Source organism: Paenibacillus sp. FSL M8-0334 (assembly GCF_038000405.1).
Taxonomy (GTDB): Bacteria; Bacillota; Bacilli; order Paenibacillales; family Paenibacillaceae; genus Paenibacillus_AQ; species Paenibacillus_AQ campinasensis.
The window spans coordinates 106,235-120,667 of the sequence record NZ_JBBOCH010000002.1 but is presented as its reverse complement, the minus strand read 5'-3'; the positions used below and the strand labels follow the sequence as shown (position 1 = coordinate 120,667).

Genomic DNA, 14,433 nt, shown 5'->3' with positions numbered 1-14,433 from the left:
ACTGGAAATCCAATGCCCCTTTCGGTTCTGGTTCCTGTGCTGCAGCCTACGAGGTTAGCTGACGGGTTCGGGCTTTCACAGGTTGCCCTATTCCTCCTCATTCATGATGAATCATGAATGACTTAGGAAATTCACCCCAATTACATGGTTCCCCCATTTTCTGGTCGAAATTCGGCTGTCTTATTTTCTTTGCTGAAAGCATGATGTGATTATAACGCAATCGCCTCACGAACCCAATGCTGTTTTTGCTGCAAAATATCTTTAAAAACGTCCGATTTGGGCATATTCAAGAATACGAGTACCTGCTTCTCTTGCATTTTCGTAAGCTTTCATTCGTTTTCATCGATTATTTAAAAAAATGACAGAGGGATAAGCTCCGTGAAGGGCACATATCTATGTTATATTGACTTATAGTTGTTTGAACTCTTCCACATCCGATACTTTCATACTGACGATAGGTATCTAATTTGCAGCAGTTATCCATCTCGAGGAGGAATTTCATGAATCGAATTCAAGAACCGCTGAAACTCAAAGCTAATTTCAGAACATTAATGATTCCAGCCATCGTCGGCCTCGTCTTGTTTCTGCTTCTGCAGATCGTGCTGCCCACCGCCGCCGATCCGGAGCTTCAGACGTCTGTTGTGATCACCAAGGAGGAAGCCTCACTGGCTGCCTCGAAATTTGCCAAGGACCAGTTAGGCTTCCCTGTAGAAGAAGCGACAGAAACGCTGGTGACTTATCAGTCGAATTCTGCGTTGTATGGATATTTGACCAAAGAGAAGAAGCTCGACGAGTACAATAAAACCTATGAGCAACAATATCCCTATGACGTATTCCGTGTTCGCTTCACGCTTCCGGGCCTGGACGCGCTGCTGGTGGATGTACATATGCAGACCGCGGCGGTTATCAGCTATACCCTTGATGCCGCGCACTCGAGCTATGACCGGATTGAGCTGAATACCGGCGCGGTACGGCGGGAAATGCTGCTGCTAGCCGAAGGCAACATGACCTTGTCCGAGAAACAGGCACTGGCAGAGCCCTGGCTCCAAAGGTCCGGCTATGATCCAGCCAGCCTGGAGCTGCTTACGCAGGAGGGCGAGCCCAAGCTGGAATATGCCGATCCGTCAAAATCCGTTCTGGATGCTCAGCTGAAATTGGAGTTCACGTTCGAAGACCGCCAGCTGCGCTCGTATCAGCAGGCCTTCGATGTTCCGGAGCAGCATACCGCCTATGTGGAGAAGCAGACGCAAAACGCGCTTATGCTTACGCTGATCGGGTACGGTTTGTTCACCCTCGTGCTCGGAATTCTCGCGATTGTATACAGCGTGAAAACACGTGCCCACACTTCTTTTAAACGCGGAGTGTTTCTGGCGCTGCTGCTGTTTGTCATCCAGATGCTGAACACCTACAATTTGATGCCAGTGTTCAAAGCCCAGGGGATGTCCAGTTTCGGAATTGCATTCATGATGATCTTTTATGTAATATATTCCCTCATCTTCTCGGCCCTTCTGTACTTCTCGCTGGTGGGCGGAGACGGGCTGTGGCGCAAGGAGGACGGGCTCAATGTGTGGCCGCGGGCGAAGGAACCGGGTTATGGGCCGTATGTGCTCGACAGCATGAAGCTCGGCTATCTGTGGGCATTCATCTTGCTTGGCATTCAGTCGATCATCTTCATCATACTGAGCCTTACGCTGAATACCTGGGCAACGACGGATTCGGAGCAATCGCCATACAACATGCTGTATCCGTGGCTGTTTCCTTTGATGGCCTGGTTCGCTGGCATATCGGAAGAGGCCGTTTACCGGCTGTTCGGGATTAAAATGGTCAAAAAAATCGTGCGCAGCACCTTTGTCGCCAGCTTGATCACTTCGATCATTTGGGCTCTCGGACATACGCTGTATCCGATCTATCCGATTATTTCCCGACCCATCGAGCTGGTAATCATCGGCCTGCTGTTCAGTTATATCTTCCTGCGATACGGTTATTTGACCGCCATGTTCGCCCACGTCATCTTCAACAGCACCCTGATGGGAATCAGCCTGATCCTGCTGAGAGACGCAACCAACGTGGTGATGGGGGCCTTCTATATCGCGCTTCCAGCACTGGTCGCTTACGTCATTTACCGATTTAACCCGCAAAAAAAGGAGAAGCCGTATACTACGACTCCTCCCGAAGCGCTTTAAGAATATCATTCGCTAATTTTTCACCGATAGAAAGGGGCCGGAAGTCTTCGACACTGGCCTCTTTTATTTTTTTGACCGAGCCAAAATGCTTGAGCAGCATCTTCCGGCGCTTCTCCCCGATGCCCGGAATAGCGTCCAGCTTGGAGGAAACCATCGATTTGCCCCGCTGCTCGCGGTGGAACGAAATGGCGAACCGGTGCACTTCATCCTGTATGCGCTGAAGCAGGTAGAATTCCTGGCTGTCCCTTGGCAGCGCCACCGGCTCAGGCGGATCGCCCACCATGAGCTGCGCCGTCCGGTGCTTGGCGTCCTTCACCAGGCCGCAGACCGGGATGAACAGTCCCAGCTCGTTCTCCAGCACATCGACCGCTGCCGAGATTTGGCCGCGTCCGCCGTCGACCACGATCAGATCCGGCAGCGGCAGGTTCTCCTTGAGCACCCGCTCATACCGGCGGCGAATAACCTCGCGCATCGTCTCATAATCATCCGGTCCCGATACGGACCGGATTTTATATTTGCGGTATTCCTTCTTGTCCGGCTTGCCATCGGTAAATACCACCATTGCCGATACCGGGTTGCTTCCTTGAATGTTGGAGTTGTCAAATGCCTCAATCCGGTGCAAAGACTCCAGACCGATAATCTCGCCCAGATTAGCTGCCGCAATCGAGGTGCGCTCTTCATCGCGTTCAATCAGGCGGAACTTCTCATCAAGCGACACTTTGGCATTATCGGAAGCCATGCCAACCATCTGACGCTTCAAGCCCCGACGCGGAACCAGAACCTTGATACCGAGCCACTCCTGCAGCGCCTCCGCTCCGCCTGCCGCATCAACGAGCCCGGCCGCTTCAGCCGCTGCTTCGGCCTTCGCCTCAGCCGCAGTAGGTTCGGCTCTGTCTGTCAGAACAGTTGGCTCGGTCGTTGCCACATCTGCACCAGCAGGCGGCTTGGCTGCGGCTTCACCAGCTTCCTCGCTGTCCGCATCGGCTGCTGCGCCGGACAACTGCGGGCCCGGCAGCAGAATTTCCTGCGGCAGCGCCGGATTGCTGCTGTAATACTGTGCGACAAAGGACAGAAAGTCGCTGTGGGGGTCGCCGTAGAACGGAAATACGGAGGCGTTGCGCTGCACCATTTTTCCCTGGCGCATATATAGAATCTGCACGCACATCCAGCCCTTGTCCACCGCATAACCGAACACGTCCCGGTCCTTCTTGTCGGTAGTCGTGATCTTCTGCTTCTCCATCAGAGCGTCAATATGCATGATCTGATCACGCAGCTCCTTGGCCCGCTCAAAATAGAGCTCCTCCGCAGCCTCGTGCATTTTCCGCTCGAGCTCCTTCCGGATCTCCTCATGCCCGCCGCTGAGGAATGACTGGATTTCGCTCGTAATCTGCTCATAGTCCTCCCGGGGAACCTCCTTCACACAAGGGGCCAGACATTGCCCGATGTGATAATAGAGGCAGACCTCCTTCGGCATGACACCGCATTTGCGCAGCGGATACATGCGATCCAGCAGCTTCTTCGTTTGCTGGGCGGCCGAGGCGTTCGGATACGGGCCAAAGTATTTCGCTTTATCTTTCAGCACCCGCCGGGTCACTTCCAGCCGGGGATGCTCTTCATTCGTTATTTTTATATATGGATACGTTTTATCGTCTTTCAGCAATACATTGAAGCGAGGCTGATGGGTTTTGATCAGGTTGCACTCCAGAATGAGTGCCTCCATATTGCTGCCGGTCACAATATATTCAAAATCACGGATTTCGGAAACCATCAGCTGGGTCTTGCCATTGTGGCTTCCCGTAAAGTAAGAGCGTACCCGGTTCTTCAGCACCTTGGCCTTGCCGACGTAGATGATGGTGCCTTCCCCGTTCTTCATCAGGTAGCAGCCCGGCTGATCAGGCAGCAGCGCCAGCTTGTGCCGGATATTCTCCAGAGCCTTCTCCTGCTCCTGAACCCGCTTGGCGAAATCGTTCATACCCTTCCCCCTCTCCTAGGAGACATTATACTACGAATAAACCGCACAAAGCGCCCCCGGATTATTCCGAAGGCGCTTATAACGTTGCTTGCTGCTTGGAGCGTCAAGCTTGAATTATTGATGTTTCGCAATGATGCCCTTCAAGGCTTCTTTGGAATTCAAACCAACCACTTTGTCGACAGGCTGGCCGTCTTTAAAGAAGATCATTGTCGGGATGCTCATAACGCCGAAACGAGCTGCAGACTCAGGATTCTCGTCCACATTCACCTTAGCGATTTTCACATCATCGCCCACTTCCTGAGCCAGTTCGTCCAGGATTGGCGCAAGCATTTTGCAAGGTCCGCACCAAGGCGCCCAGAAATCAACAACAACCGTTCCTGTGCTTTCCACTTCGTTAGCAAAGGTTTGGTCGGTAACATTTACAATTGCCATATTGTATTCTCCTCCTTACAGGATAAGTATATCTTTAACAAAGATGCCGATTTTAATGTCGACGAAAATAGTATACCACATTTTTCAGGAAAAAGTGAAATATACTCACCTAAAGAAAGGTAGTAATTCACCTCCCTTATTCTTTACAAATGATTTGCCAATTGGGTATACTACTAATAACAAGTCCGGTGAATGTCAAGGAAATGGATCACAGGCATGTTCACCTTTTAGGAGGCTAGCACCATGGATGTAAACGTTCACGTTAACGATCCACGGGAGCACGTGAATGAAGAACCGCGGAATGACTTTGGCGATTTGATGGCTGGCTTTATCGGCATGTTCGGTTTCATGACCATCATTTTCTTCGGCTTTGTCATTATCAAGTATCTGGTCGGTTAATCGGCGGCTCCTTGTGCTCTAACATGAAAAGTCTGATCCTGTTCACAGCTTAAGCTGCGATCGGGATCAGACTTTTTCTATTGTCATCTTCCGTTTCACTAATCAGAACTTGCCCCGCTGATTCTCCCCGAACAGCTGCACCACATCGACAAAAGGCGCAATCCGGTTCATCAGCCGCTGACCCTTGTGAAGCTCCTCCCCATCCTTGCTCGTAAAGCTCAGATGGCGCTCCAGCCCGTCCAGCGGATAATTGGAGGTATAGAAGGTCGGTTTGCGATTCATCCGGTAGTTCAGAATCGAGCCGAGGACGTGATCCCGAACCCAGGGATTCAGGTTTTCCGCACCGATATCATCAAAGATGAGCAGGTCGCATTCCTTCATCGTCTCCGTCATTTCCTTCAGCTTCTGCCCTTCCTGCATCATCGATTTCAGATCCTCGACGAAGTCCGGCATGTACACGATGACGCCGGTATAGCCAACCATCGCCAGCTCATGCAGCAGATAGCACATCAAATATGTCTTTCCCGTCCCGAATGCCCCAGTTAAATACAGGCCGCGCGGTGACAGACCATTCTCCTTGACGTCCTGAATATAACGGAAGATCTGATGAACAGCGGGAGCGCGCAGCCTGTCCTTGGCCATAATCTCCATGTTGTTATAACCTTCGTTAAGCGCGTGATCATCCACGTAGAAGCTGCGGATCCGTTTGCGGATCATCTCTGCGTTGGTCTTGGCCACCTGTAGATGACAAGGCGCTTTCCGTTCATAGATCTCCACGGTCCCGTTCACACGCTCGATATCAAGCTTGCTGAAATGTCCCTGGAAATCATTTGGGCAATGCTCCAGCCCCGGGCATTGCTCACAGTGCTTATGGTCTCCGGCATACTGATACAGCTTGCTCAGATTCAGCCGGATCACCCGATCATCGATCTCGGGGTATTCGCTGCGGAGTGCGCGAATTAACGGATTCTGCAGCAGTTCCTCTGTAATGCTCTCCGTCCGGCGGCGAATATCCGGATTCTTCAAATGGTCCAGCAGCTGACCCAGCGATTCCATCGCGATCTCCCCCTCCCTCTTGATACGTTCAACGATTCATGCAGGCACCATTGCCTGCTACTATCATTCATCCGATCATTCATTCGTTAACATAGCGGGCCTTACCCGCCCTTCTTCTTGCTGGCCTGCATCTCGGCGGCAAACCTTAACATCTCTTCAAATTCTTCATCGGACACGGCCTGTCCTGACGCATTCCCCTGGGCCACCGGAATGTCCGGCTTCACCTTGCCGCCCTTGGCGTATGTACGCGCCCGCGAAGCCGCCTTCTGTTTGCCTTTCATTTTGGCCTGATCGCGAATGTATTGAACCGCCTTCTCATAAGTATCCACCTGCTTCAGCAGCATGTTGGAGGCGATCGCCTCCACGAAATTGCGATTGATCCGCTGCTCTCCATCCTCGGCGATCAAGGTCATCAAATAATGAATGAGCACATTGATTACCTCTTCAGGCAGCTTGTAGCTCAAGTCGATCTTCTCGAACATATCCATAAACGGCGACGGAATCGTCCCCGGAAAAAATGTCTGCAGCAGCTTCGTATACGGCTCATTGCGAAGCATCATATTATATTGGTGAATATCGCATTTCGATTGAAACTGTAGCGGAACTTCCACATAATATTCCATCTGCACCGGATGCTCCTGTGCCGGCTCGTCCGGCTCGCCTTCCAGCTCCTGCCGCAGCGCCACGACCTTGCCTGCCGTGATCTCGCGCTTCTCCTGCAGCTTCATGCCCTGCCGGAAATGAAGGCTGGCCTTATGTTGCAGATCATCAAGCACAATCTCTCCCTGGGAGGTAAATATACCATCCTCATCGAGCAAACGGCATAAATCCTGCACGCTGAGGTTGTATTTCCGAACGACATAATTGACGATCCCCATCTGTTCATGATCATAGCGAAGCCGCTCGACAAACACCCGGTTGCGCGACTCGCGCGGGAAGCGAAGGATAATGTCCGCATAATTCAGCCCGCCGCTATCCTGGTCAGAAGAAAGGGACCGGACTGGCTTGCTCCCGGCAGACACCTCTTCCAGCGCCTGTTCCAGCTCATAATCGATGACATGGGTGTTCAGCTCAAATATATCGTAAAAGGGTACCGAAATATTCTCCTTGTTCAAGGATATCCCAGACCACTCCTGCGGCTCCTTGCTCCACAGCTCCTCGCGCAGCGAGAGCACAGCGAACTTGCCCACCTTGTCCCGAAGCAGCAGCGTCAAGTGCTGTGTCTTGAAGAACTCGGCCGGCGACAGCGGTGCCTGCAGCTCATATTCATAGATGTAATCATCGGTCTCGGCCACTACCATGCGGCTCGTCTGGAGCAGTCCAACCGCTTCCAGCTTCGAGGTCTGCTCAATTAGATACCGCCGCCCCTTCTCGCTTGGCTCAAGCCCGAGTGTCAGGAACAATCTGCGCTGCTGCTCAATGGCCGAATATCCTACCTTCTCTAGCGGAATATGCGAGACAAGCAGACGGTATAAACTGATGGCGAACGCACCGACCATCGGCTGATAGATCGAACTGAGCATTTTGTCGTCCAGGACGCTCACACAGAAGTCACGGTATACGCAGTAACGGTGATTCTCGGTAAAATGTAAGAAATTTGTCATGCGCATCGTTATCTGCTCCCCCTGCCTCACAAAAATAGACTGCCTCTATTCTATCATAAATCATGTCCCTGCAAGCCAGTTCCTCGCATCAAAAATTTCTGGCATTTTCATCCCCGCCTGGTCAAAAGAAAAACGGCCTTCCAAACCGGAAGAGCCGCCGCGGTTCTCTGATCTCCATCCGCTCAGGGTAGAGATTTCAGCCAAGCGATTAGAACATTTTAAAGCCTTTGATGCGAAGCGTGCGGATTGTCCACCCGCTCATATAAGCTCCTATAAGCCCAGCGACACCGGTCAAATAATCAACCAGCTGGAACGAGCCCACGTGGGTCCAGAACGGAACTTCTCCCCGATCCCACAGGCTGTATACAACAACCGGCAGGATGACAATCACAAATAAAAAGCACGGGAACCAGGTTGTCTTCATCAGCATATTCAAGATGAAGCCGATTCCAAACATCATAACAAAGAACAAAATCATCAGCACTAGTACAGGAATAATGGAAAGCATAATCGCTGTTTCACCTCGACTTTATCGCTTCAGCTGGACGTTCTCCACTCTAATAGGTAAGAAGTGTATGTCGCCCGCGCTTCAGCCCGTTGTTAGTTTACTAAAAAAATGATGACAGATCAACGAACATTCCATGAATCTATATCCGAATCGTTTGCCCTGTGTCCATCGCTTGCAGTACAATGGATGAAGAGTGCGGCGCCCTTAAGGCGCGGCAAGCATTACGACATATGATGTTTAGGAGTGATCTCATGAACGAAGCCGCCATGACGCTGGAAGGCTGGTATGCTCTACACGATTTTCGCACCATTGATTGGTCGGCCTGGAAAGCGGCAGACGATGAAAAGCGCGCCTTCGCGCTTGAAGAGCTGAATGCTTTTCTGGCAGAATGGGAAGCGGTCGATGCCTCCAAGCAAGGAAGCACGGCTGTATACACCATTGTAGGCCAAAAAGCCGATTTTGTATTTATGCACCTGCGTGAAACGCTGGAGGAATTGAACGCCATCGAGAATGCTTTTAACAAAACAGCGTTCGCCCAATATACAATCAAAGCCTATTCCTATGTCAGCATCGTAGAGCTCAGCAATTACCTTGCCGGCTCCTCCGATGAAGATCCGATGCAAAATCCGCATGTGATCGCACGGCTCAAGCCTTCGCTGCCGAAATCGAAGCACATCTGCTTCTATCCGATGAACAAAAAGCGCGATCTGTCGGATAACTGGTATATGCTCAGCATGGAAGAGCGCCGCAACATGATGAAGAGTCATGGTCTGATCGGCCGCGGCTATGCCGGCAAAGTGAAGCAGATCATTACCGGCTCGGTCGGCTTTGATGATTGGGAATGGGGTGTTACCCTGTTCTCCGACGATGCCCTTCAATTCAAGAAGTTGGTGTATGAAATGCGCTTTGATGAAGTGAGCGCCCGTTTCGGGGAATTCGGCCCGTTCTACGTCGGCAATCTGCTGGACAAGACCTCGTTCACGGAATTGATGAAGGTATAACTATAACGATCCCCTTGTACAAAAAGGTATGCTCCCGGTTAAGCTATCCGGAAGAGCATACCTTTTTTTGCTTATCGAGGTCAGACTTGCTCGTCGTCCTCCTGCTTGTTCAAGGATTCCAGAAACTCCGCTGTAGCGCGATCGCGCGCCCGCCCTTTATCCTTCAGCCGCTCAATTGCCGGCATGATGAGAATGTCCACTTCCTTCTGAACCGTATAGGCCAGGTCATACTTTTCCTGCGATTCCAGATAAGCGCCAACCTCCATCAATGCATTGTAACGGTCCAGCTCATCCCGGGTCAGCAGTCCGCGGACTTGAACGCTGCAATGTCTCATTACAGAAACCTTCCTTTTTTGAGCACGAGCGGAATGCCTCCAATAATGAAGAGATACCGCAAGTCAACTAGTTTCTTCAATTGTGCGGCTTTCCAGCCCTGATATTTCTTGTCCCCCACAACCGCAATGCCTTCACCCTTGCCGAGAGAAGCCACGGTTCCTTTATTGTGGAACTCAAACGTCTTCATCGGTTTGTTCCGGATGGAAGCTACGATATTCTGGGCACAGCATACACCCTGCTGCATCGCAATTTGGGCGGTTGGCGGATAAGGTCGTCCCTCATCATTAAAAATAAGCGAGTTATCGCCGATAATATAAATGTTCTCATATCCAGGCGCACGCAAATATTCATCTACCTTAACACGGCCGCGCATCGTTTCGAATCCTGCGGCTTCAACCAGACGATTGCCGCGAATACCGCCTGTCCATACGATCGTTGCGGCTTTAATCTCTTCGCCGCTACTCAGTATGACGCCGCCCGGCAGACATTCCTGGATCGCAGTTCCGAACTTGAAGGTGACGCCCTTCTTCTCCAGCGTCTTGATGGCATAATCCACAAGCTCCGGGGCGAAGCCCGGCAGTGCAGATGGAGCCGCCTCGATGTTGTAGATGTTGACAAGTGTAGGGTCCACATCAAACTCTTTGCACAGCTTCGGAATCCGGTCAGCCAGCTCGGCCACAAATTCGATGCCGCTAAAGCCTGCGCCGCCGACAATGAAGTTGATTCGTTCCTGCGGTCTGCGCTCGTTCTTGAATAATGCAAACTGGTATTCGATATGCTCCCGGATCAGACGAACCGAGTTGATGCTCCGGATCGTCATCGCATGCTCCGCCAATCCCGGGATGCCGAATGTTTCCGGCTCGCCGCCGAGTCCAATGACCAGGTAGTCGTAGGACAAGGTGCCGTCCTCAAGGATGACCTTTTTATCGTGAAGACGAATTTCCTGCACTGAGGATTTGACCAAATCGATTTTGAATTCATCAATCAGTTTGGAAATCGATACCCGCGTATTTTCGATGCTGTCTGTTCCCGCTGCCGGCATATGCAAATGGGTCGTTATATAATGGTAGTCATGGCGATTGACCAAGGTAACGTCCGCCTCGTTATAATTCAGCTCTTTTTGCAGCCGCTGCGCTGTCAATATGCCACCGTAACCCGCGCCGAGGATTACGATCTTCGGTATGCTGCTCATTCTACTGCTCCTTCCAGCTTACTCTTTATCTGTTATCTGTACAGTATGGTATAAAGATGTTAACAATTTGTGAAAAACGTGCAGAAAAAGAGATGAGCCCCTTCATCAGAGCCCACTCACACGGTTTTGACCCGATTGTCTTTATGCTGTCCACACGTCAAGAATGATAAGCGTGCAGTACATATTCAACATGAAGCTAACACTCAATGAACACAAGTTATCAACGTTAATAATATGCATAAACCTTACAAATATCAAGTTTTTTTTGAGGTATTGTCCACAGGAAAAGTACGGATAGTTCCGATGTCCTCCGTCATTAAAACGACATCATCTGACCTTGCTTGGACCTTCAGCATATATCTTGTCTTTTCAGTGTCGTCCCGGAGGATTATAATAGTTAAGGTATATCGAAATGAATCAGTCCGATCCCAGAGGCGAGCATTCGTCTGTCTGATTCGAATATAAATTCAATGATGGAGGTGCTTACCGCATGACCACGGTGCAACAAGAGAACGGCATGACCGATCTGATCATTATCGGGGGCGGCCCTGCAGGTATGTTTGCCGCTTTTTACGGAGGAATGCGTCAAGCTTCGGTCAAGCTCATTGAGAGCATGCCTCAGCTTGGTGGCCAGCTGGCCGCGCTATATCCTGAAAAATACATTTATGATGTGGCCGGCTTCCCTAAAGTAACCGCTCAAGAGCTGGTGAACAACCTGTCCAAGCAGATGGAGCTCTTCAACACCGACATCCGGCTGGAAGAGAAGGTCCTTTCGGTCAAGAAGCTGGAGGAACGCCATTTTGTTGTGACAACAAACCTGGGCGAGCATCATGCCAAGGCAATCATTATTACAGCCGGCGTTGGAGCATTCCAGCCGCGCCGTCTCGAGCTTGAAGAAGCCGAGAAGTTTGAAAAACGCAATCTGCACTACTTCGTGAACGATTTAAGCCAGTTTAAAGGCAAGAAAGTGCTGATCAGCGGCGGGGGCGACTCTGCGGTCGACTGGGCGCTGATGCTGGAGCCGATCGCCGAGCAGGTGACACTCGTGCACCGTCGCGACAAATTCCGTGCTCATGAGCACAGTGTCGAGCAATTGATGGCGTCCAAGGTGAACATTATCACCCCGACGGAGATTAGCGCACTTCATGGCGAGGAGACGATTACCAAAGTGACGCTCTCCCACATCAAGACCCAAGAAACCCAAGAGATTGAAGTGGACGATGTAATTGTCAACTTCGGTTTTGTATCATCGCTCGGACCGATTTCCGAGTGGGGCATCAACATCGAAAGCAATTCGATTGTCGTAGATTCCCGAATGGAAACCAGCATTCCGGGGATTTTCGCAGCAGGCGACATCACAACCTATCCAGGCAAGGTCAAGCTGATCGCCGTCGGCTTCGGTGAAGCCCCGACAGCTGTGAACAACGCCAAGGTGTACATCGATCCGGATGCGCGTCTGGCTCCTGGACACAGCAGCAACATGAAGCTGTAGATCCGCTCGCATCTGCCAGAATAATACAAACAAAAAAAGGTATCTCCATCCCGCTGTCCGGTGGGGTTGGCAGATACCTTTTCTATTTGTGTAGAGCAGCAAGCTTCAAATACGGTGGATAATTGCTAACAGATCCAATGCTTCGTCATGCTGTTCCTTGGACATTTATCTCATCTATCGTTCATCAGCCTATACTAGTGCAAAACATTGCCGGAATTGGTGTCCAAGTTCCGTTTTTGAATTTCGGCCAGCAGGAGAGTGATAAACTCTCGTTCCAACTTTAACTCTACAGCCATATGATAGGAATCGAGCAGCATCTCATCCGACAACATAGCCATCTCTTATACACCCCTTCCTCTTTTTTCCTGGGTCTATCATAGCAAACATTAAATAGTGGAACAACTGTTCGCTTATCCACACCCAACTGTGGAAATCCTGTGTATAATTTGTTGGTAAGTATTAAAAATCTGCTCGTATCAACGTGGATTATGGGGATAAATGTTATACACAGGTGAGAAGCCAAATCTACTATAAAAAAAATTAATCACCTATTATATCGGTTTTTTTGTGTCAATTATTAAATACCCTATTAATTTTTCATATAAACGCTTAGATTTGGTCTCATTGGATAATCTTAGGAAGGAAGGGCATCCTATAAGAGATCAGCTCGGACGCGTATTGACTTCCAGAATCCAGATCTTCCCTTCTTGATCGATGCCGTAATCAAAACCGAGCTGTGCGATTCCCGGGAATTTGGATTCCAGGAGCGCAATGCAGTGCCGGGTGAGGCCGCGCATCTCCCGTCGTTTCTCCCTTACTTTCACACGCGGCAGGGATAACACCATCGCCTGGGTTCCTCTCAGCAGACTTCCGCCTTTGCAAATATTCGTGACAATCAATCCCGGGCTGGCAAGCCGGCCGACCATAGCCTTAAACCGCCAAGCGCCTCTTTCCTTGACCACCTTCACCCGATAATCCAGCGGACGGCCTCGTATTTTGGCCAAATGTATCCCTTGCTGAATCATGTATTCCCTTTTTAATTTCATGCGTGCAAGTACCCTCATAAGGGCATCCATCGTATCCACATGAACCGTGCGTCTTTTGTAGGTAACCATGTAACCCGTACCGCTTTTGAGAATGCGTATGACACCATTGCCGCCAGTCCCGATAATCGGCTTGATGACAACCATGCCATGCTCCTCCAGCATCGAGGTCAGAGCCTCGGTCCCAAAAGCCTGGGTGGCCGGAATGTAGGGAGCAACCTGCGGATCAGACAGCAATGCCTCGGTTTTGAGCCATTTGCTGGCCAATTGTCTTCCCGCCATAGCTGCTTTCGCCTCCTTTATTCATGACATATCATATAGTACTCTCTAACGCACTGTCCCTCTTGGATGATTGTCCGGTATGGGATGCCTAATAATTGGCGGGCACCGCCCGTTCTGAAGCGCTATTCCAAATCAAGCCGACATGTCGTATAGTAAGTACAAGGCATACAACGACGTACACAAGCTAAACGGAGTATAATGAGGAGGATTCTTACCTTGGAACAATTATTTGAAATATTGTACTGGGTGGCAATCGTGGGGATGTCTGTCGCTCTTGCAGCGGTCACGGTCCTTATATTTGCCATCGGCTTCAAATTTATTAAGAGCAACCGCAAGGGACTCGGCGTGGGCTGCATTGCGTTCTCCCTTGTCGCAGCCGGGATGATTGTGCTCATGCTTAATGACACCTTTTTCTTCCCTGCCTGATGTTGCCATATCCCATGCGATTGCGATCAGCCATGCAGCTGTCCACTCTATACCAGAGGAGGCAACTGCATTTTTTGTTTGAACCGCGTTTTGCTCACATATAAAAAGCCCCCAATCAAACGCTCCTCCGAAATGTCCAGCGCGATAACAGCGGCGGGGAGATATGGGAGTGGTACGATACCAGCCCTACCTCGAACGAAATCGAGATGATTCGATCTATTATTGAATCCGAACAGACGACGCTCCGGCACGAAGGATCGCAATACTACAATGACCGCACCATCACCAATTCGGAAAAAAGAGCGTTAAAAAACGTGTTGGATGCGTATGAACTCATAACCGCCGCGAATCCTTAATACCTAGCCCTCAATGGAGCAATCCTGCGAGGGCTCATTTTTTATCCTTCTCTAGCGGTCCTTGTCCCATATAGCCAATCCAATTGCTTGATCGGCCCCCGGCGTCTTCAGCACTGTGTACTTCAACTGCTCCCCCTGCACACACATATAA

At 50.5% G+C, this 14,433-nt stretch carries 14 protein-coding genes and 1 riboswitch; of the genes, 5 read left to right on the top strand and 9 right to left on the bottom strand.

Annotated elements, in window-relative coordinates; genetic code table 11:
- Positions 1 to 28: 28 nt before the first annotated feature.
- Positions 29 to 187, bottom strand: a riboswitch (cyclic di-AMP (ydaO/yuaA leader).
- A 313-nt stretch (positions 188 to 500) separates the two neighbouring features.
- The gene (locus MKX64_RS14590) at positions 501 to 2,183 is read left to right on the top strand and encodes a CPBP family intramembrane glutamic endopeptidase (RefSeq protein ID WP_341036390.1); all 1,683 of its coding nucleotides are present in this window, start codon (positions 501 to 503) and stop codon (positions 2,181 to 2,183) included.
- On the opposite strand, the gene uvrC is transcribed toward MKX64_RS14590, so the two are convergent.
- A complete protein-coding gene (gene uvrC / locus MKX64_RS14585) occupies positions 2,158 to 4,155 on the bottom strand; it encodes an excinuclease ABC subunit UvrC (protein ID WP_341036389.1) in 1,998 nt (665 codons plus the stop codon). The genes MKX64_RS14590 and uvrC overlap by 26 nt on opposite strands.
- Positions 4,156 to 4,269: 114 nt before the next feature.
- Entirely contained in the window at positions 4,270 to 4,587 is a 318-nt protein-coding gene (trxA, locus tag MKX64_RS14580) for a thioredoxin (protein WP_095264678.1), read from the bottom strand.
- Positions 4,588 to 4,830: 243 nt separating this feature from the next.
- On the opposite strand from trxA, the gene MKX64_RS14575 reads away from it, so the two are divergent.
- Complete coding sequence (locus MKX64_RS14575; RefSeq protein WP_095264677.1) at positions 4,831 to 4,986, top strand: YqzM family protein; 156 nt, start codon at positions 4,831 to 4,833, stop codon at positions 4,984 to 4,986.
- A gap of 102 nt (positions 4,987 to 5,088) precedes the next feature.
- On the opposite strand, the gene dnaI is transcribed toward MKX64_RS14575, so the two are convergent.
- The 3 genes from dnaI to MKX64_RS14560 form a co-directional block, all read right to left on the bottom strand.
- Positions 5,089 to 6,042, bottom strand: coding sequence for a primosomal protein DnaI (gene dnaI, locus MKX64_RS14570; RefSeq protein WP_095264676.1), 954 nt, complete (start codon positions 6,040 to 6,042; stop codon positions 5,089 to 5,091).
- A 101-nt stretch (positions 6,043 to 6,143) separates the two neighbouring features.
- Entirely contained in the window at positions 6,144 to 7,652 is a 1,509-nt protein-coding gene (locus tag MKX64_RS14565) for a DnaD domain protein (protein WP_095264675.1), read from the bottom strand.
- 202 nt (positions 7,653 to 7,854) lie between these two features.
- A complete protein-coding gene (locus MKX64_RS14560; RefSeq protein ID WP_095264674.1) occupies positions 7,855 to 8,154 on the bottom strand; it encodes a YuiB family protein in 300 nt (99 codons plus the stop codon).
- Between the two features lie 251 nt (positions 8,155 to 8,405).
- Here MKX64_RS14560 and hemQ point away from each other — a divergent pair, with 251 nt between their 5' ends.
- Entirely contained in the window at positions 8,406 to 9,155 is a 750-nt protein-coding gene (gene hemQ / locus MKX64_RS14555; protein ID WP_095264673.1) for a hydrogen peroxide-dependent heme synthase, read from the top strand.
- An 80-nt stretch (positions 9,156 to 9,235) separates the two neighbouring features.
- Here the strand turns inward: hemQ and MKX64_RS14550 are convergent, their stop codons facing one another.
- Both MKX64_RS14550 and MKX64_RS14545 read right to left on the bottom strand, forming a co-directional pair.
- Positions 9,236 to 9,490 (bottom strand): hypothetical protein, encoded by a 255-nt coding sequence (locus MKX64_RS14550; RefSeq protein ID WP_095264672.1) that lies wholly within the window; start codon positions 9,488 to 9,490, stop codon positions 9,236 to 9,238.
- Positions 9,490 to 10,683: an NAD(P)/FAD-dependent oxidoreductase gene (locus MKX64_RS14545; protein WP_095264671.1), complete on the bottom strand. Its 1,194-nt coding sequence runs from the start codon at positions 10,681 to 10,683 to the stop codon at positions 9,490 to 9,492. The genes MKX64_RS14550 and MKX64_RS14545 overlap by 1 nt, the downstream gene beginning before the upstream one ends.
- Positions 10,684 to 11,173: 490 nt before the next feature.
- Here MKX64_RS14545 and MKX64_RS14540 point away from each other — a divergent pair, with 490 nt between their 5' ends.
- On the top strand, positions 11,174 to 12,175 hold the full coding sequence (locus tag MKX64_RS14540; protein WP_095264670.1) for an NAD(P)/FAD-dependent oxidoreductase: 1,002 nt from the start codon (positions 11,174 to 11,176) through the stop codon (positions 12,173 to 12,175).
- Positions 12,176 to 12,369: 194 nt separating this feature from the next.
- On the opposite strand, the gene MKX64_RS14535 is transcribed toward MKX64_RS14540, so the two are convergent.
- Together MKX64_RS14535 and MKX64_RS14530 are read right to left on the bottom strand one after the other, a co-directional pair.
- Complete coding sequence (locus MKX64_RS14535; protein WP_095264669.1) at positions 12,370 to 12,513, bottom strand: sporulation histidine kinase inhibitor Sda; 144 nt, start codon at positions 12,511 to 12,513, stop codon at positions 12,370 to 12,372.
- Between the two features lie 324 nt (positions 12,514 to 12,837).
- Positions 12,838 to 13,500 (bottom strand): YheC/YheD family protein, encoded by a 663-nt coding sequence (locus tag MKX64_RS14530; protein WP_341036385.1) that lies wholly within the window; start codon positions 13,498 to 13,500, stop codon positions 12,838 to 12,840.
- Positions 13,501 to 13,716: 216 nt separating this feature from the next.
- Here MKX64_RS14530 and MKX64_RS14525 point away from each other — a divergent pair, with 216 nt between their 5' ends.
- Positions 13,717 to 13,926 (top strand): hypothetical protein, encoded by a 210-nt coding sequence (locus MKX64_RS14525; protein ID WP_095264667.1) that lies wholly within the window; start codon positions 13,717 to 13,719, stop codon positions 13,924 to 13,926.
- Positions 13,927 to 14,433 lie beyond the last annotated feature (507 nt).